Here is an 18,840-nt window from a genome sequence, read left to right on the forward strand (position 1 = left end):
ACTTTGTTTTGCAGAGGATGTGCAAAGATAGGAAAAAGAGTTTAAAAGAAGCCACTTGTTTGTGCTGAGTGGCTGATGACCATGACTTGTGACAATATTCAAAAATAAATAAAAAAAAGAGGCTGCCCGTTTTCACGAACAGCCTCCAAATTTGAGAGTGTTACTGGATTACTGAATTCTAAAATTACCGCATTCCAATTCGCTCTCCATACACATCATCCATCATTATTTCATCAAAGTCATTTTTTTGGTGATGCTTACATCGTTTCCGGTCAATCTGTAGATATAGATACCTGAAGGCAGATTTGAAGCGTTGAAATCAAGTGAATGAACACCTGCTGTAAGCTGTTCTGCTGCAAGTTTTGCCACGAGTTCGCCGGTGATGCTGAATACTGACACTTCATAGAATCCATCTTTAGGAATACTTACATTGATTCTTGTGGACGGATTGAACGGGTTTGGATAGTTCTGTGAAAGAGAGAACTGTGTTGGAATCTCAGTCTTCTCTGATTTCACATCTGTAACACCTGAAACAGCCATGTAGATTGATCCGTTTGCTGTTCCTGTGTAGATTTTTCCGGTTCCCATTCCGTCAGGTGTGCTGCCGTTTGAAACAATAAGGAGTGAGCTTAATCCAAATCCTCCCATACCGATGCTCGACCATGTGTTTCCGTTGTTGGTCGAAGCGAAAACACCACCTGAATAAGAAGCACCAAATACATTGTCTGCTGCATCTATTCTGAGCTCGTACACATATGTTCCGGGGAAGCTTGTTTTGGTCCAGCTCGTTCCACCGTTGGTTGAACGGTAAAGTCCGTCACCATAAGTTCCTGCGAAGATGTCACCGTTTGAGTTCGAAGCCATTGCCCAGATGTAGTTGTATCCTACAGTCTGTGATACCCAACTGGCTCCATGATCAACTGATTTGAAGACTCCACCATCGAATGTACCGACAAATACTGTGTTGTTGTCTGTTACAGTTATTCCCGTTACAATAAGGTGTGTTCCAAGTCCTGTATTCGACTGTGTCCATGTAAGTCCACAATTGTTGGAGACATACATTCCCTGTCCCCAGGTTCCTGCGAATACATTTCCAAGAGCGTCTATCCTGATTGTGCGGACATCTTTGTATTGAAGTGTGCTGAGTGTCCATGCGGTTCCGTTATTGGTTCCAATATAAACACCTGTCACGGTTCCTGCAAGAAGTGTACCATTAGGATGGGTTTCAATTGCCCATACTGCGCCTGAGTAAACCAGCGGGTTAACATGTACCCAGTTTGGATTGTTGCCGGTTCTCTTGTAGATATATCCACTTGCAGTACCTGCATAGATATTGCCCTGGTTATCTGATTCGAGACATGTAACAACCTGACCTGAAGGTATGTTACCGATCTGCTGCCAGTTACCTGATCCGGAGCCACCACCTGTACCGCCACCACTTCCGCCACCATTTGACGGGAAGCTGGCTACTGCAGATGCAGTGTTGTTGGCTGTGTTGAGATCAGAGATGTTTGAACCTGTGATCGAAGCAACATTCACGATGCTCTGATTGGCAGGGATGTTTCCAAGGAACGGAGCGAGGTTGAACTGTCCACTTCCTGTCATCGACTTAACAATCGTCTGTCCGGTTATGATACCTGCAGGGAAGTTAAGTGCTGCGAGAGGTGCAAGAACCGATCCTTTTACATCTATTCCCGAGATTGTAAGGGAAGTTGCCTGCGGGAAGTTGTAAAGTACATTGTTCATCGCAGTACCGTTAACGAACAATCCACCATGCCAGTTGATTGTTGTTCCTAGGATGTTGACCACTACTGCTGAACCGTTTGGTACATTTATTTCGAATGTATGGGCTGCATTAAGATCACTGCCGTTAACTGTAAACACATTAAGATAAGGATCATTGTGTGTAAGGTTCACAGTACCCCACTGGAAAGTGGTGGTTCCGTTTACTGCATAACCGCTAAGCTGTGTGCTGAGGTTCTCAAGATGAGTCTTTGCAGCGGCAAAGTCGATTACTGAAGCATCATGTCTTAAAGTGCCTTCGTCTATCGAAACAGCCGAAATTGGAAGATTTGTAAGTCCGCCATATGCTACATTACCATTGTAAACACGGCCACTTGTGTAGTAGAGATTTCCGCCGACAACCAGAACATCCTCTGCTCCGTTTGAGTTTGGAAGTTTGTCGCCTACACTGTAGTTTGACAGATTTGCATTTCCGCCAACTGCAAGCTTGCCTTCGGTATCTGCAGACGGCTGAATAATGTTTTCAAGAACAAATACATTGTATGGTTTAGCAGGTCCAAGATCGATGTTTGCATTGTTCATTGCAGAGCAATCAACTGTTACATCGATTGTAAGAACAGCTGAACTTCCATTTGTAAGAGTTCCGACAGTCCAGTTTCCTGTACCTGATGTGTAAACTCCCTGTGTAGCAGATGCTGATACATAGAGAAGTCCTGCAGGCAGTATGTCACTGACTGTAATGCTGCCGGCATCGGCAGGTCCGTTGTTGGTAACAGTGATTGTATAAGTGAGGCTCTCTCCACATGTCAATGTTGAGCTGTTTACTGTTTTTGTAATCTGAAGATCTGCTGCTCCATAATAGAGACCTGCATCATTTGAGTTGTCGGTTGTTCCGCCAACAAATGTTTTGCATGCTGTTTTTCCTGTTAAAGGATCAACATCAGAGTCAGCATTGTCATCTGAACCCTGATTCTGAGGAGAAAATACATAACCTGAAGGAGCTGTAAATTCAACATAGTAATCGCCTGCAGGGATGTTGTTGAAGTGATACAGTCCGTTTGCATCGGTGGTTGTTGTGGAAACAAGAACTCCGAGGCAGTTATATAATTTAACTGTAACATTTGGAATACCTGCTTCGCCGTTGTCCTGTACACCGTCTTTGTCGATGTCATTCCATACTTTGTCACCAATTGATACAGGTGCAGGTGGTGTTGCATAAAAACCGGCATCAACTGTGATGTTGTTCTGTCCGGCGACCAGTGTATAGTTACCGGTCTTTCCGGTCGTAACATCTGCATCTGAATCTTTTGTGTCATCCGATCCGGCATCTTTTGGTGATGCTGTGTAACCTGATGGCTTTGTGAATTCAACGAAGTATGTTCCGGCTGAAAGATTGGTAAAGCTGTAGTTGCCGTTTGCATCTGTGGTTGTTGTGCCGACAAGTACATTTGCTGAGGTGTAAAGTTTTACTGTTACATTTGCGATTCCTGCTTCGCCGTTATCCTGAATACCATTCTGGTTTGCATCATTCCATACTTTGTCACCGAGTGATGCCGGTGCTGGTGGTGTAGTCGGGCATGTAAGGAAATTTTGATTAACTGTACCGTTATCAAAGTTTTCATTTATCGAAGTTGCGGCATCGTTGATTTGAGAAAATGTGTAAGGAGAGCTTCCGCCACCAATCTTGGTGTTGGCAATTACCAGGAACTCACTGACAGTTTTTCCTGCGAAAGTACCCGTCGTGATAACGAGATCTTTTAGCTTCAAAGGATTGGTTCCAAGGTATCCGGCTTCATCATATTTTACATTAAGAAGAAGCGCCATTACCTGTCCGCCAAGAACCCCTGCGGAAGTTGAGGTTGGATTGCTGTAATTCGCATTAAACGCTGCAGAGGTTCCACCTTGAGGCAGGAAATCTTTTACTGCTGACGCACTTGTAAACGAGGCAGTAAAATTGCCGCCCATTACTGCGCCCGATGGAAAAACTGCATTGAAGTATGCATCTCGTATTCCACCCGGGGTGCTGTTGGAAGGACTTCCCCATCCGCCCTGTGTATAGGTCTTGAATCCATTCAGATTGCACGATCCCTGGGCTTGAAGATTCCCAACAGAAACGAAAGTAAACAGGATCACGAGGATCGCGCTGTTTATCAATGTTTTCGCTGTTTTCATGTTATAGTCCGGTTAATTAGTTATTTGAAAAATCTGACTATTAACATCAATAACCATGCCAACAATTATTTTCTTTGTTTTTAGCCCGTAATAAGCATTTTTTAAGGGGTTTCAGACTGAAAAGAGGGATAAGGGATGCCGGAAGATTCCGAGGGGAATCTTTAAGATTTGACTGGACAGTGTCTCATTTTGAGTCACAATAATATTGCATTCTGCGAAGAGTGTAATTAGTGCACAATTCCATCGCGTAATGTTGCATATTCAACACAGAAAAGGGTTTTCTCATTTGAAGACGACAGGTTATGTGAAAAAGCCGTGGATTCTCATTATGATACAAAAAAAAAGGCTCCCCGTTTTCAGGAGGAGCCTTTGATTCGATTATTTGGAATCCCGAATATTTTTTCTTTTATGACCAGTTGGTATTTATGTCCGGTCTGTCAACAACTCGCTGTGACTGTCTCTCAAATGTATAATTTACAACCTTGTAGCGGGTGAGCTGTGCTGGTTTTGGAGCAGGTCTCGTTGAACTGATTTTTACCGTTTTCGAAGTAATTTTGGGTGGTTCAGCCCTGCCGACTGTCAGAGCTGAAACAGATGGTTCTCCAAATGTATGCGGCTGAATCTGCGTGGAAATCTGATAATCCTCTTCGATTATGACCGGTGACTCTCTGTAGGGGACCTGAACTTTTACCCGTTCCAAATAAACGGGTGTTGACTTCCCTCTCATCTTGTATGCTACAAAACTGCCAAGAGCAAATACAAATATTACCACAAATGTTCCTTGTGCAATCAGTATCGTTACATCTGCTAAATTCATCGACATGGTTTCCGTATAAAAGCTGTTATCTGATCAGTATCTGCCGCGGGATTCTCAGTCTCCACACCGGGTGAAAAGCACATATCTCTTGGAGATCGTTATGCCATTCGGCAAACACTTTCTATTAAATGCATCTCTATACTTACAAGTTTCGTGCCAACTCGATTTTGCCCAAAAACCATTTCTTTTTCAGACAGTCTAAAATTGCAATAAAGGTCAAAATCAGAAGAAAAAGCCATTTCTATTTTTCAGATATAACAAATTTTAACCATAAGCAACTGTACCATTTAAATACAGTTTTTTCAGAAAATGAGGTAGATATTATTTTTTCGGGGGCAGGGCAGTAAATTTCCTGCGTTTTTGGTGTGAATTGCGGTTTCTCATAATTCTACAGGGAATATCTGCGATTCTCATAATGAGACACAATCCTGGCGGTTAAAAGAAGGTAGCAACAAATAGTACTAAAAGAGAATTATTAAGGAGATTTCTGACAGATGTACAATCTTTACAAAAAAAAGGTCGTCATCCTCGCGAATGACGACCGAAAATTCCTGCACTATTGAATTATGCAAATTACTGCATCAGAACGAGTTTCTTCGTCTGAGAAAATTCACCGGAACTGAGGGTATAAAAGTAGACTCCGGAACTTAGTCCTCGCGCATCAAAACTGATTTCATAGTTGCCTGCTTCTCTTACTCCATCAACGAGAGTCGCAACCTCTTCGCCTGTCTCATTGTACACCTTCAGAGAGGTCATCCCTGAAACGGGTAACGAGAAGCGAATAACAGTTGTCGGATTGAAAGGATTGGGATAGTTTTGACCAAGTTCAAACTGTCCGGGAACAGAAATCACAATTTCATTCAGAAGCGAATAGATGGTTTCCCTTCCGTCAAAATCGCGTTGAATAAGCCGGTAGTTATATGTCCCGGGTGTGAGATTGTTATCGGAAAATCTGTATTCCACAGGCTTGGTTGAAGTTCCGGCACCCTGAATTTCGGCTGCTTTTATCCAGGAACCGGACGCGGATTTTCTCTCAAGAGTAAATCCGGCGTTGTTCGTTTCAGTAGCTGTCGACCATTCGAGGGTAACTGAATTTCCGGAGATTACAGAAGAAAAGCTGGTGAGTTCCACAGGTACGATAACATTACCAAGAGTACCGTTTGTATTTATTTTTTGTCCGTAAATGCCATTTCCAACTCTTTTGTCAGTCCAAAAAGCGAGACCTGCATCGGAAATATCTTTCACTATCTGCAGTCGTCCCTTGTCAGACACAAGCGAGGAGAGGGGCAGTGTGCTTCCCCATGCGTTTGTACCGCTGGAGTTGATCATCAGACCCTGGACAGTGTTGCTGAGTCCGGCTGAATTTCCGACATTATAAACAATATACGCCGAGTTGGAGATTGCTGCAAGATCATATCCGACAATATTGGCTGTGCCTGTCATCGCCCTAAGGGTGATGCCATCATCGGTAAACTGTCTTACCCCTGAAGCATTAAACTTCTGTACCGCGAGTCCGTCCTGATTCTGGTCGGAATTTGTAAATCTCCAAAAAGCCATAACTTCATCTGAGCCGGTAAGTTTTGCCGCCACAGGGTTCCATTTATGAATTCCGGAAGTGGTGGCACATTCCGCTCCATTTGCCGGGAAAGCAAGGGTTCCATCAGATTTCACCCTCTGCACCCACGCACTTTGAAGATTTATCGAGTTCCGGTCGTCATGCCATGCGACTATCACACCATTGGCGCCATCAGATTCTGAATATTGTGCTGTAAATGCCATTACCTTTCCAAGGCTTTGCACCCAGACTCCACCGGTACCCCACTGTGCCACACCGGAAGAATTAAACTTCTGTGCAGCGAGCTTAACTGTTTGTGCCGGGAAATTTCCGGTTGTCACCTTGTGTGAAACTATTACAGATCCGTTATCAGATGGTACTATTTTCGGGAAATTATACCCCTCTGTTGCGGACCCGTAGATGAGAGGAGTTGCTCCCCATTGTTTTGCACCGGTGGCATCAAGTTTTTGCATGTACACTTTATAGGGATTTACTGCATAAATCCAGGCTACAACCACATTTCCATCGGAAGTTACAGCAACTGTGGGATTGGCTTCGTATCCTGTTCCCGATGAGAGAGCCACCCCGTTAGCTCCCCACAAAAATTGCCCGGCTGGAGAAATCTTGTATGCAAAAACATCGAGATCCCCCGATCTTATGTCAGTGAAAACAACAATCGCATTGCTCTGAGCGTCACATGTTAGATCGTAATCCACCAAAGATGAATTTTGTGGATTATTGGAAATAAGCAGACCCTGTGAGCCCCAAAGTTTTACTCCCTCGGGGTTGAGCCGTTGCATGTAAACTGCATAACTCCCGCCTCTGCTGTCAAACCATGAAATGTAGGTGCTGCCATCGGGGCAACTGACAGATTTGGGCAAGTCCTGCTCACCTGTTGTGTCGGCAATCATCAGGTTGACAGTCGGGTCTGATGACCACTGTGCCAGACCCGAAAATGACAATGCAGCGAAAAACAGAATAAAAAGCAGATATCTTTTCATCGCGGACTCCTTTTCCGGTTAATTAAATGTGATGTAACTATTAAATTCACTCAATGGTGTTTGAAACGATTGGATCGTTATTATTTTCCTTTTGAGTTTTTCTCCGTAACTTTTTGACCATAAACGAGGTCTTTTCCTGTCCTTTTGTCACTCCAGACTACAATCGCAGAATTCGATTTATCAAGATCTGCACCAATTCTGCTCCTTTCTGATTCGACCGATGATACATCAAATATCCCGCTTGAATTTTTAAGTCCCGATGAAGGAAGTGTAATCCCCTTGATGGTGGATTTGAACCCGGTAAAATCGGAACTTATGTAGAAAAGGGATGCCGATTTCGCAGTTCCAACCACATCAAAATGACTGTAACGGGCTATTCCGATTTTTTCAATTTCCACACCGTCATCGCCCCACAGCTTTTTTCCCTTGGAATCGAATTTTTGTGCGTAAATACCCTCTTCTGACTGGCTGGCATTAGCCATCTTCCAAAAAACGATAATTTCATTGGTTGCAGAGAGTCGGCATGCTACAGAATTATACTTGTTAAATCCCTTCTTTGAAGAGAATTCCGCACCATCTGCAGGAAATGCAAAAGTTCCGTTCGGGTTTATTCTCTGAACCCATCCGCTCTGTATGTTCGTCAGGTTACGGTCATCATACCAGGAAACTATCGCTCCGTTTGCACCGTCACTCGCAACAAATGGACTGCTAAATTTCATCGCATAACCAATTGACTGAACGGGGACACCTCCTTTTTTCCATTCAATGCTTCCTTTTGCATTAATTTTCTGAGCAAAAAACCGGATTGACTGCCCCGGAAATTTCCCGGTGGAAACAGAATGTACCATAATGACGGAGCCTTTGTCGGATGGAACGAGTAACGGGGTCAGATAGCCCTCCTCATTATTACCGCTTCCGTAGACGACCGGTTTGTCACCCCACAACACTTTACCATCTGCTGATATCATCTGCATGGCAATCTTGTCAACTTCATCTGATGCATTCCAGGCGATTACAAATTTGCCTTCTGTTGTTGCTGCGATCGAAGGGTTAGTCGCTGATCCACTCCCGGAAAGCAGAAGCAGTCCGTCAGCACCCCAGACAAATTTCCCCGCCGGTGATATCATATAGGCAACGGTAGCCATGGATCCGGTCCTGACATCGACGAAAGCAACTACTGCATTATTATTTTTATCTGTAATCAAAGAATAATCAACAAGATATGTGTTTTGCGGATGTGCTGAAATGAGAAGACCTCCTTCACCCCACTGTTTTTTACCTGCAGCATCCAGCCTTTGCATGTAAAGCTTGTATCCGCCATTCCCGTTTGCAAACCAGGAGATGTAGCTGCCACCGTCCGGGCTTGTCGCCACTTTGGGCAAGTCCTGTGACATGGTGGTATCGCCAATTCTGAAATTCTTTGCAGGGTCAGCACTCCACTGGGCAAATGAAGTGATCGAAATAAAAATTAGAAATAAAACGAGTTGAAAAAGACGATGCATTCCGTTTTCCTAAATATTGTGGCTATTAAATGTTAATTACAATTGCAATCGGCAAATTATCATAAAAATAAATAAAATAAAAGCAATTCCTGCTCAGTTTACTATTTTTTCTGTCAAAATTAAAATTATTTAATCACCCTTTTCGATAAATTTTAAAAAATTATTCTTTATATTTTAGTTCTGTAAAAATGTAATTAATCATTCAAAAGCTTAAAAAATCAAAGAACCAAGAAACAGGAGTTTCTATGAAAATGAAAGTAACTGAACGGTATGAAGCCATCGTCATTGAACTTAAGGGCAATGTCCTTGGCGGTCCCGAAGCTAATGAGTACAGCGATACCATCAAAAAATTCCTCTCCGAAGGGAAAAAGAATATCGTTGTTGATCTCGGAGAAGTAAAATTTATGAATTCATCCGGTCTAGGCATGCTTATCGCAGGTTTGACCACGGTGAATAAAGAGAATGGTAAACTTAAACTCGCCAATGTTGAAGAAAAAATCCACAGCCTCTTGGTAATTACCAAGCTGGTTACAATTTTTGAAAGCTATCCTTCTGTTGAAGACGCACTGGCAAGTTTCTAATTAAGCAAAAAGAGCATTATGAGTGTAACTGTAATTGTTGGCGGACAGTGGGGCGATGAAGGCAAAGGCAAAATTGTTGATATTCTAAGCGAATCCCATGATATCGTGGCACGATATCAGGGAGGTGCGAACGCCGGCCATACAATCCAGATTAACGGTAGAAAATTCGTCCTCCACCTCATCCCTTCAGGGATTCTAAGGGATGATGTTATTTGTGTTATCGGAAATGGTGTGGTTATCGACCCCGCCGCCCTGCTCGAAGAAATCGAACTTCTGAGGCAAAACAACATTTCAGTTGAGGGAAGACTTTTTATAAGTCAGAATGCCCACCTCATAATGCCCTGGCATAAAATCATAGACTCCCTGAATGAAAAAGGGAAATCGAAGATCGGAACAACAGGTAAAGGTATCGGACCCTGTTATATCGATAAATATGCGAGAAAGGGAATCAGAATAATCGACCTTCTCGATCCCGTTAAGCTTGAACGGAAAATCAGAGAAAATCTCGAAGAAAAAAATAACCTCCTCGCAGACTACTACAAAAGCGAACGGCTCGATGTTGAAAAGATTGTTGAGACATACCTTGCCTTCGACAGAGCAATTGACCCCTACATAAAGGATGTTCCTGCTTACCTGAACAAAGCAATCGCTGATGGCAAATCAGTATTGCTCGAGGGTGCCCAGGGTGCCCTTCTCGATGTCGACCATGGAACCTATCCATATGTGACCTCCTCCCACCCCACTTCGGGAGGTGCCTGCACAGGAACAGGAATTCCACCAACAAAAATCAATGAAGTGACTGCTATCATTAAAGCCTACACCACACGCGTGGGTGAGGGTCCTTTCCCTACAGAACTTCTTGATGAAACCGGCGAAAAACTGAGAGCCAAGGGGTTTGAGTTTGGAGCAACTACAGGAAGACCGCGGAGATGTGGCTGGTTTGATGCATTCCTTGTGAAATATTCATCCATGGTTAATGGAACAACATCCGTAGCGCTGACCAAGATGGATGTTCTCGATTCATTCCCGGAGATAAAAGTAGCTACCGGCTACATTCACAAGGGAAAACTCCTCTCCAACTTCCCTGTCGATTGCGACATACTAAACGAATGTGAACCTGTTTATGAAACGGTCGAGGGTTGGAACTGTGACACCTCCGGCTGCACTTCCTGGAATGATCTTCCCGATAAGGCTAAAAGATATATCGATTTCATTTCGGAAAAGGCGGGAATGAAGGTCGCGATAGTCTCCATCGGACCTAACAGGGAGCAAACTTTCTTCGTCTGACAATCTGACGATATTTATTTACATTTTCTTCTTCGTCTTTATCCGTTAATTTGGCAGTTCCAATTTATACAATTTCCCGGAGAGAGACTGTGAAAATGTCGGGCGGTCCGGCTACCGCAAATATCAAAATGGCTCTTATTTTTGCTGCCCTGCTTATTGCTGCCGGTACTCTTTACTATACCCATACAATCGTTCAAAAACTTCAGGCAAGAGAAAGGCAGATAGTGCAGCTCTATGCCAATACTCTGGAGTATATTGCGAACTCCGAAGACAATACCGATCTGACCTTCCTGCTTGAAAATATTATTCAACCGATCGATTTCGAAGTTATTCTCTCCGATGCGAAGGACAATGTCGATATGTCGGGGGCACAGAATTTTCGTAATGTAAAGATGGATTCCACCCTCTCCAAAGAGAAACTTCAAAAATTCTTCAGGGACAAAATAATTTCGATGGATGATGCCAATTCCCCCATCCTCGTAAAACATGTAATGGGAACCGACACTCTCGTCCTGAACAAAATTCATTTTGGTGAATCAACTCTCGTAACCCAGCTCCGGTTCTTCCCCTATGTGCAGATGCTGATTGCATTCCTCTTCATAATTACTGCATATATTGGATTCAGCCAGATAAAAAGGAGCGAACAGAGCAACATCTGGGTGGGTATGGCTAAGGAAACTGCCCATCAGTTCGGTACCCCACTTACAAGTTTGATGGGGTGGATTGAACTGTTAAAATTGAATTACAGCGATCCCGACAAGGTGCTCGACACAGCAGAGGAGATCAACAATGATGTCCATAAATTGAGCAGAATAACGAACAGATTCTCAAAGATCGGTTCGAAAGCAGAACTTAAAAAGGAAAATGTCAAAGACAGCCTTACTGAAATTTACGAGTATTTCAGCAGACGACTTCCACGGCTCGGTAAGAAAGTTGATCTGGTTCTACAGGGTGATGACAAGGCGGAAGCTTTTATAAACAAGGAACTTTTTGGCTGGGTTATCGAAAATCTTATCAAAAATGCACTCGACGCAATCGACCACTCCACCGGCAGAATTGTTGTGAATGTGGTGCAGGTGAAAAACAAAATCGAAATTGATGTGACTGATAACGGGAAGGGTATCGACCTGAAGAGAAGAAAAGATGTATTCAGACCGGGTTACAGCACAAAAACCCGTGGATGGGGACTCGGCTTAAGCCTCTCAAAAAGAATTATTGAGGAGTATCATGCCGGAAAAATTTTCGTCTCAAATTCAATTCCGGGTGAAGGGACAACATTCAAGATTATCCTGAATAAAGCGGGGAATTCCTAATCCTTCATCAGTTCATTGATGCGGGATATAAAATCATCCCTCTTGAATGGCTTCTCGACGAAACACTGGAATCCTGACTCGAGAAACCTCTGTTGATCTCCGGGGAGTGAAAACGCTGTAATTGCAACCAGCGGGGTCTTCTGATAGACCTCCATCTCCCTGACGATGTGTGCAATTTCCACACCGCTCATACCACCAGGAAGATTGATATCAAGGATCAATATGTCAAATTTGTCTTCGCTTAGCAACTCCAGAGCTTCTTCACCGGTATGTGCTACTGTAATGTCATAACTCTTTAGGAGGTACATCTTCATTAGGTTGGCACAGACAGCATCATCTTCGACGATAAGAATCTTTTTCTTGTCCGGATTATCACTTTCCTCATCCTCGCCTGTCACTTCATTCTCTGAAATAAAACCAATTTCAAATATCGAACCGGAACCAAACTGACTCTCAACTGTAAGTTCACCAGCCATCAACTCCACATACTTGCGGGCAATGGTAAGCCCAAGACCTGCTCCCTCATATTTTCTTCCGTTGCCCTCACTTACCTGTCTGAAAGGTTCAAATATCTGCTCTTTCATTTCGTCAGGAATACCTATACCTGAGTCGACAACTTTCAGGAATGCAGTTTTTTGTTTCCCGCTCCCCGAAATACCGGTAACCACCTTGACAAATCCTGTATCAGTATATTTGATGGCATTGTTCACGAGATTTCGCAACACCTGCGACAGAAGTTTCTCATCCAGCAAAGCCAGCGGTGCCACATCGCTAAGTTCAATCTCATACCTCAACCTCTTTAACTTCGCTGCTTCCTCAAATTCCCTGAAAATTTTCTGCGCCAGCGAGTTCAGATCGTGAACAGAAAAGAGAGTGTCTGTCTTGTCGGATTCAAGATTGGAGAGGTCAAGGAGCGAATTTAATGTGTCGCGAAGTCTCTCGCCTCCATTAACTATTGATGAAAGCATCTCCTTGTTCCCCTCATCTTCCACTTCATCCATCAGAATCTCTGCGTAACCCATAATATTTATAAGTGGTGTACGCAATTCGTGACTCATGTTTGCGAGGAAAATACTTTTCAACCTGTTCATCGTCTCGGCTCTTTGCCGTGCATCATTCAATTCTGATTCACGCCGTTTGATGTCTGTTATATCTCTGAATATTGCAAGGAGAAGCATCTCACCGTCGTCATATTCCATGAACCGGCTCAGGATGTTTACCCAGATCTTGTCACCATTCTTCAAGTGAAGTAACGATTCCTGATAATTGGGTATCGACCTCGCTGCAAATTTCGCTTTGTATCTCTCTCGTGCATTTTGATATGCAGACTCATCCAGATAATCGGTAAATATTTTCCCGGTCATATCAGCCTTTGACAAACCAAACAGCTTGCAATAGGCTTCATTTACCATCACGAGCTTCCCTTCGGCATCTGTGAGCCTCATCGGATCGAGAGAGTGTTCCCACAATGTATGGAATCTCTTCTCCCGCTGTGTCAAATCCTGTTCCATTTGTCGTTCCACAGTGATATCATTTTTGATCGCCAGATATCCTGTTATAATACCCAAATGATCTTTGATCGGAGAGAGAGATGCAGATTCCCAGTAAAGTTCACCATTCTTCTTCTTGTTGTGGAAAACTCCCTTCCACCCCTCACCTGTGGAAATGGTTTCCCACATGGTTTTATACTCATCCGGCGGTGTTTCGCCTGATTTTAATACTCTTGGGTTTTTCCCCTTCACTTCCTCAAAACTGTAACCCGTTATTTTCTCAAATTGCGGATTGACATACTTGATATTGCCTTTGGGATCGGTAATAACTATCGATGCAGTATTTTGCTGGACTGCAAGCAATAAATATCTGTTTTCAAGGTCGGCAGCATTCTTGGAAACGACACTTTTTATCGACTCGCAGAAGAGTGTAAAATGATCCAGATCCCCTTCATCATAATCAGTCTGAGAAACCACTCCAATGGCTATTTCAGGGTACTTCATCTCAAGTGCTGGATATCCAATGAAGTGATTAGTGTTGGAGCCGTCCGAGCCGTAGATCTCCTTTATTCTCATAAATGGTATGTCGGAATTAAACAGTTCCGACCACTCGATTGCGATCTGACTCGTTGTAAATTCATCGTACCTGAATGCACTGCTCAGCAATATCTCATCTTTGTAATGGGCGACCAGCACTTCTCCTTCATCGAAGAAAAAGGCTATGCTCTCTTTCGCTTCAGTTACTGCCTTCGCTTCTTCTGCAATTTCACCGAGAAACTCAAGGTTGTTTCCGGAGAGACTCTCTTTTAACCTTAACAACGACTCCAGTCTGAGTCTGTTTAACTTTCTCGTCCTTTCGGATTTCTTCTGGGTTGTTACATCACGAATGAGACAGATAAGCGATCTTTTTTTGTTTATTACCACTTTACTCAAGGTGAGTTCAAGGTACGCCCTTGTATTTCCGGGTTTGCCAAAACTGACTGAACCCGTAAATATTTCACCCGCGTTTACTTTGTCAAAAAGTCTTTTCTCTTCCTCTTTATTCAACTTCAGGAGTTGAAGGAAATTATAATTCGCATTTTCCCCCGCTCCAATCAGTCCGGCAGCCACCAGATTATATTCGATTATCCTGAACGAATTGGGATCGAGAACGAGTATCCCTTCAGGTGAATGGTCAAAAAGATAACGGTATCTCTCCTCCGCAGAGCGGGCTGCGGTCTCTATCTGATGCTTTTCGGTGATGTTCTCCATTGAACAATAAAAACTGATTTCAAACTCGGAATTTTTTCTCATTTTGAAATGAACAATGATTTTCTCTCCGGCAGAATTCAAAAATTCCAGTATGTCTTCCAGTTCATCCTTCCCTGAAGCAAGGAAGCGGTCAAATCTTTCGGCAGAGTCTTCCGTGAGCAAATCAGTTATTTTTTTATTCTTGTTACACTCCCCTTTATCGTTGAACATTTTGCAAAATTCTTCGTTACAGTCGATAATTTTTCCGCTGCTGTCGAGAATAATATATGGAACCGGAGCATTTTCGAAGATTGCCTTAAGTTTTTTCCTCCCGTCCTCAACCAGCCTGAGTCCCCTTTTCTGCTGGTTTAAAGACACCAAAATAAACAATGAGATCGATGCGATTACAGAAGCATAAAGATTCATATCAAGTATGGTTGTCTTCAACTCCTCTTCCCTGTACCTGAACAATCCCTCATTCTCCAGCAGGTTTGCTACAAGAAGGAGAAAAAATCCCAAAAGGACATAAAAATTTGTGCGGGTTCTGAATCTGAAGAGCGACCATATTATCCCCGGCATGGCGAGATATTTAAACAAAAATTCCCGCTGATCGCTCATTTGGGTCTGAGCAAATATTGCAATTCCGAGGATATAAAGCGCGAGAAGAAATCCCTCTGCCAGCTTTCTGTTCGGAACTTTTGCGATTTGAAGGCTGATACCTGTCTTTGCAAACACAAAAAAGACGGGAGTAAGATAAAGCAGGCAGACCCACTCGGCAGTAGCCCATACCTTAATCACTTCAATGGAACTGGCCGTCTGGTTGGTAAGCAGACTTATGGATATTGCACCCAGAGTTGCCGCCATAAGACTCTTGACAAATCCGCTGATTATGAAATAGAGTATCTCAAAAGTGTCTTCGAACTGTAACAGATTTGGACTGACGCGAAGCAGGAACTCATACTGCAGAAAGGTAGTGCCTATGTTGGCAACAGAAAACAGAAACGACAGCAATAATCCGCTGCCATCGTACATATTGAGAAGAGTATGTGGTATTACCGCCAATATATAGACCAGGGGATGATCTTTACGGTCAAAATAATATAAAGCTGCAAGTAAAAGTGCACTTGCGGGCCAGAACGGAGCTACCTGCTCTACACCAAGATGAATCTCCACTCCGATTGCCACTAATATGGCATAGAGCAACATGAAGATTGCCGGTTTTAATATCTTGTTTTTCGCGTACAGTGCAGAACCTCCGGGAAGCTATCCTTCCCTCTGATATGGCTTCTAAAAAAAAATAATACCTTTTAACTAAAATAGTAATTTTTCTTACTAATTTTCTTTAAATAGTACATTAATTACTTTTCTTATTAATTATTTTTAATAATCTGTTTGTATTACTAACTTAATATTTGCGGGTGTTTTCGGGTGTGAGGACGGTCATCCGGCTTTCATGCTGCCGGCAGGCTATATTCGCTTTCTAAGAAATGTTGAAACCGGCACATCGAACGGCTGCGAAGTGTCAATCAAATTGTAGTCGATTCCACTGTTCAAGCAACCTGACTTGATTTTGGTGGTAAACGACTCGAATGCTTCTTTGTATGCCTTTGCAATTTGCTGTGGTTGCGTGGAAATTTCCGAACCGGTTTCCATATCCTTGAATATGGCATCCTTTGTAAATGCAAAACTTCTTTCAAGGGGATCAACAATTTGAAAAACCACTACTCTGCTCTTCGAGATGGTCAGTTTTTTTATCGCTTCCAATATGTTATCAGGGTCTTCGAACAAATCTGAAATTACAATAATCAACCCTCTCCGGGTAATTTTATCGGCAATTCCCGCCACAGACGCCGCCGTGTCAGATATGCCGGACCCTTCGGCTGTGGATAACGCTTTCATTATCTCGTCAAGATAAATCCGGGTTGCTTTTGGAGGGAGTACTTTTTCTATTTTGTTACTGTAAAGGTACAGACCTGCAGCATCGTTTTGTTTGATCAGCATATATGCCAAAACAGAGGCAAGAATCTTCCCGTATTCAAGTTTTGAAATGTTGCCTTCAGAAGCAAATCTCATCGATCCGCTGGTATCAAGAAGAATATGAGCTTTGAGATTTGTCTCTTCTTCGTATTGCTTTATGAAATAACGGTCGGTCTTGCCATAGATCTTCCAGTCAACATCTTTCAGGGAATCGCCCTGAATGTAGGGTCTGTGCTGGGAAAATTCGATACTAAAACCGTGATAGGGGCTTCTGTGCAAACCAAGCATGAAGCCCTCTACCACAAATTTTGTTTTTATGTCTAAAGAGGCGAGCTTTGAAATAACCGCCGGATCAAGATATTTTCTGTGATCCTCGTTCCCTTTCAACGGCATCTAATTGCCAGTTGCCGGCTTATGGATGAGCAACTTCTTTGTTGCCGTCCTTGGCTTTTTTGTCCTGCTCTTTAAGTTTTTCATTCAGGAGTTCTTCGGGGGTCTTGCCCAAAGTTGCCATGTCATCTTTCGCAATCTTTGCAAGTTCGTGATCCGGAAAATTCTTGATCAGTAAATTATAATTCTCTGTTGCATTCTTGATATCATTCAACTCGTTGCCGTATATAAATCCGGAATTGAAAAGAGCTATCGGTGCATAGGGTGATTTAGGGAATTTCTCGAAAACCTTCTTGTAGTTCTCAACCGCAGAAAGCTTATCCTTTGATGTCTCTGCTACTTCAGGCATGCGATACAGGTTTCCAAGATTAAAATACGCAACTACAAGGCTGTCGCTTTCAGGCATCTCTTTTATCATGGTCTCGTAAACCTTGATTGCATCCTTGAATTTTTTGCCCTCAATTAATTTTTTTGCTTCATCAAGGTATGTCTGTGGATTCTTTCCGCAACCTGCAAACAACAATACCACTAACAAGGCTGAAATAAACGATAATTTTTTCATTCTGTTCTCTATTTTTCACAACATATTTATAAATAATTCAGCCGTAAATCTAATCACCACGCTCCTCAAAAAAAAGATGAATTTTGATGGACGAAGGATGAATAGTAAAGGTTGAATTGCGAGGGATGAATAGTGAAGGTTGAATTGCGAGGGATGAATAGTGAAGGTTGAATTGCGAGGGATGAATAGCGAATATTTGTTTTCAGCCTTCAGCCTTCTTCTCTCAGCCCTCTACATTCAGCCTTCAGCCTTCTCCTTTCAGCCTTCTGCCCTATCTAAAGAAGAAGTTATAGGAGAAATACCCGAGAACAAACACAAGCAATATTGTTGTCAGATAAAGGAACCAGATAAAAATATTTTCATATTTTCTCGGTTTATGGACGGGATTCTTGTCAACATAACCTAAAGGAAGGTTACTGCATCCGGAAATTTCAATCAGTTGAATTGTTATATTATCCTTGCCTCCGTTGGAATTCGCGGTATCGACAAGAATCTGGGCTGCCTTTTCAATGTTGTTTTTCTTGAGGATTGTTTTGATATCCCTCCCGGAGACCTCACCGGTTAGTCCGTCTGTACAAAGCAACACCCTGTCACCATTATACAGCTTGATAAAATCAGATACTTCAGCGGTTGCTGCTGCACGGGGTCCAAGAGCCTTGGTGATTATATGTTTCTGCTCGTGATTTGCAGCTTTGGAAGCCTTTATCTTTTTGCGGTCAACGAGTGACTGGACAAGGGAGTGGTCTTTTGTCACAGGAAAAAGCTTCCTGTTTCTGTAAAGATAAATTCTGCTGTCACCCAAATGTGCAAGGGTAAGTTTGTCATCCATTATCAAGGCAGCAACGGCAGTCGAACCCATCCCTTCATATTCAGGGCGCTCCAATGCTATCTGCCTTATTTTTGTGTTTGCTCTCGCGAAAGCAGCCTGCAACTCCTTGTAAGGTGTGTAATACTCTGTCACACTGTCAAAATGCTCAAGAATGGTATCCACTGCTGTCTTCGAGGCAAGCTCACCTCCGGCAGAACCACCCATACCGTCGCATACCACAAACAGGAAACCAAACTCACCTGAAAGGTAGCCGAAATAGTCTTCGTTTCGCTCTCTTTCTTTTCCTGGATCTGTTATCGCTACGGTTTCAACCTGAACATCAATGCGTTCCCGGTCTAATTTCTTGGTCATATTAAAAGTTCAGATTTTTGCACATAAGTTTCTGTATTTA

Annotated in this window: 11 protein-coding genes; 3 read left to right on the top strand and 8 right to left on the bottom strand. The window is 42.9% G+C overall.

The window, feature by feature from the left end; translation table 11 throughout:
* Positions 1 to 225 precede the first annotated feature (225 nt).
* From LCH52_09915 to LCH52_09930, 4 genes are all read right to left on the bottom strand, one after another.
* Entirely contained in the window at positions 226 to 3,915 is a 3,690-nt protein-coding gene (locus LCH52_09915) for a choice-of-anchor A family protein (GenBank protein MCA0388797.1), read from the bottom strand.
* A gap of 406 nt (positions 3,916 to 4,321) precedes the next feature.
* Complete coding sequence (locus tag LCH52_09920; protein MCA0388798.1) at positions 4,322 to 4,732, bottom strand: hypothetical protein; 411 nt, start codon at positions 4,730 to 4,732, stop codon at positions 4,322 to 4,324.
* Positions 4,733 to 5,305: 573 nt separating this feature from the next.
* The gene (locus LCH52_09925; protein ID MCA0388799.1) at positions 5,306 to 7,288 is read right to left on the bottom strand and encodes a T9SS type A sorting domain-containing protein; all 1,983 of its coding nucleotides are present in this window, start codon (positions 7,286 to 7,288) and stop codon (positions 5,306 to 5,308) included.
* Positions 7,289 to 7,368: 80 nt separating this feature from the next.
* Entirely contained in the window at positions 7,369 to 8,790 is a 1,422-nt protein-coding gene (locus LCH52_09930) for a hypothetical protein (GenBank protein MCA0388800.1), read from the bottom strand.
* 245 nt (positions 8,791 to 9,035) lie between these two features.
* Between LCH52_09930 and LCH52_09935 the strand changes: the two genes are divergently transcribed.
* The 3 genes from LCH52_09935 (at position 9,036) to LCH52_09945 (ending at position 11,971) form a co-directional block, all read left to right on the top strand.
* Entirely contained in the window at positions 9,036 to 9,371 is a 336-nt protein-coding gene (locus LCH52_09935) for an STAS domain-containing protein (GenBank protein ID MCA0388801.1), read from the top strand.
* An 18-nt stretch (positions 9,372 to 9,389) separates the two neighbouring features.
* Entirely contained in the window at positions 9,390 to 10,658 is a 1,269-nt protein-coding gene (locus tag LCH52_09940; GenBank protein MCA0388802.1) for an adenylosuccinate synthase, read from the top strand.
* 95 nt (positions 10,659 to 10,753) lie between these two features.
* Entirely contained in the window at positions 10,754 to 11,971 is a 1,218-nt protein-coding gene (locus tag LCH52_09945; protein MCA0388803.1) for a HAMP domain-containing histidine kinase, read from the top strand.
* On the opposite strand, the gene LCH52_09950 is transcribed toward LCH52_09945, so the two are convergent.
* From LCH52_09950 to LCH52_09965, 4 genes are all read right to left on the bottom strand, one after another.
* Positions 11,968 to 15,897, bottom strand: a complete 3,930-nt coding sequence (locus LCH52_09950) for a PAS domain S-box protein (protein ID MCA0388804.1) — start codon at positions 15,895 to 15,897, stop codon at positions 11,968 to 11,970. The genes LCH52_09945 and LCH52_09950 overlap by 4 nt on opposite strands.
* Before the next feature lie 261 nt (positions 15,898 to 16,158).
* The gene (locus LCH52_09955; GenBank protein ID MCA0388805.1) at positions 16,159 to 17,061 is read right to left on the bottom strand and encodes a DUF58 domain-containing protein; all 903 of its coding nucleotides are present in this window, start codon (positions 17,059 to 17,061) and stop codon (positions 16,159 to 16,161) included.
* Between the two features lie 19 nt (positions 17,062 to 17,080).
* On the bottom strand, positions 17,081 to 17,620 hold the full coding sequence (locus tag LCH52_09960) for a tetratricopeptide repeat protein (protein ID MCA0388806.1): 540 nt from the start codon (positions 17,618 to 17,620) through the stop codon (positions 17,081 to 17,083).
* A 271-nt stretch (positions 17,621 to 17,891) separates the two neighbouring features.
* A complete protein-coding gene (locus tag LCH52_09965) occupies positions 17,892 to 18,800 on the bottom strand; it encodes a Stp1/IreP family PP2C-type Ser/Thr phosphatase (GenBank protein ID MCA0388807.1) in 909 nt (302 codons plus the stop codon).
* Positions 18,801 to 18,840: the final 40 nt, after the last annotated feature.

It is taken from the genome of Bacteroidota bacterium, from assembly GCA_020161395.1.
Classification (GTDB): domain Bacteria; phylum Bacteroidota; class Ignavibacteria; order Ignavibacteriales; family Ignavibacteriaceae; genus UTCHB3.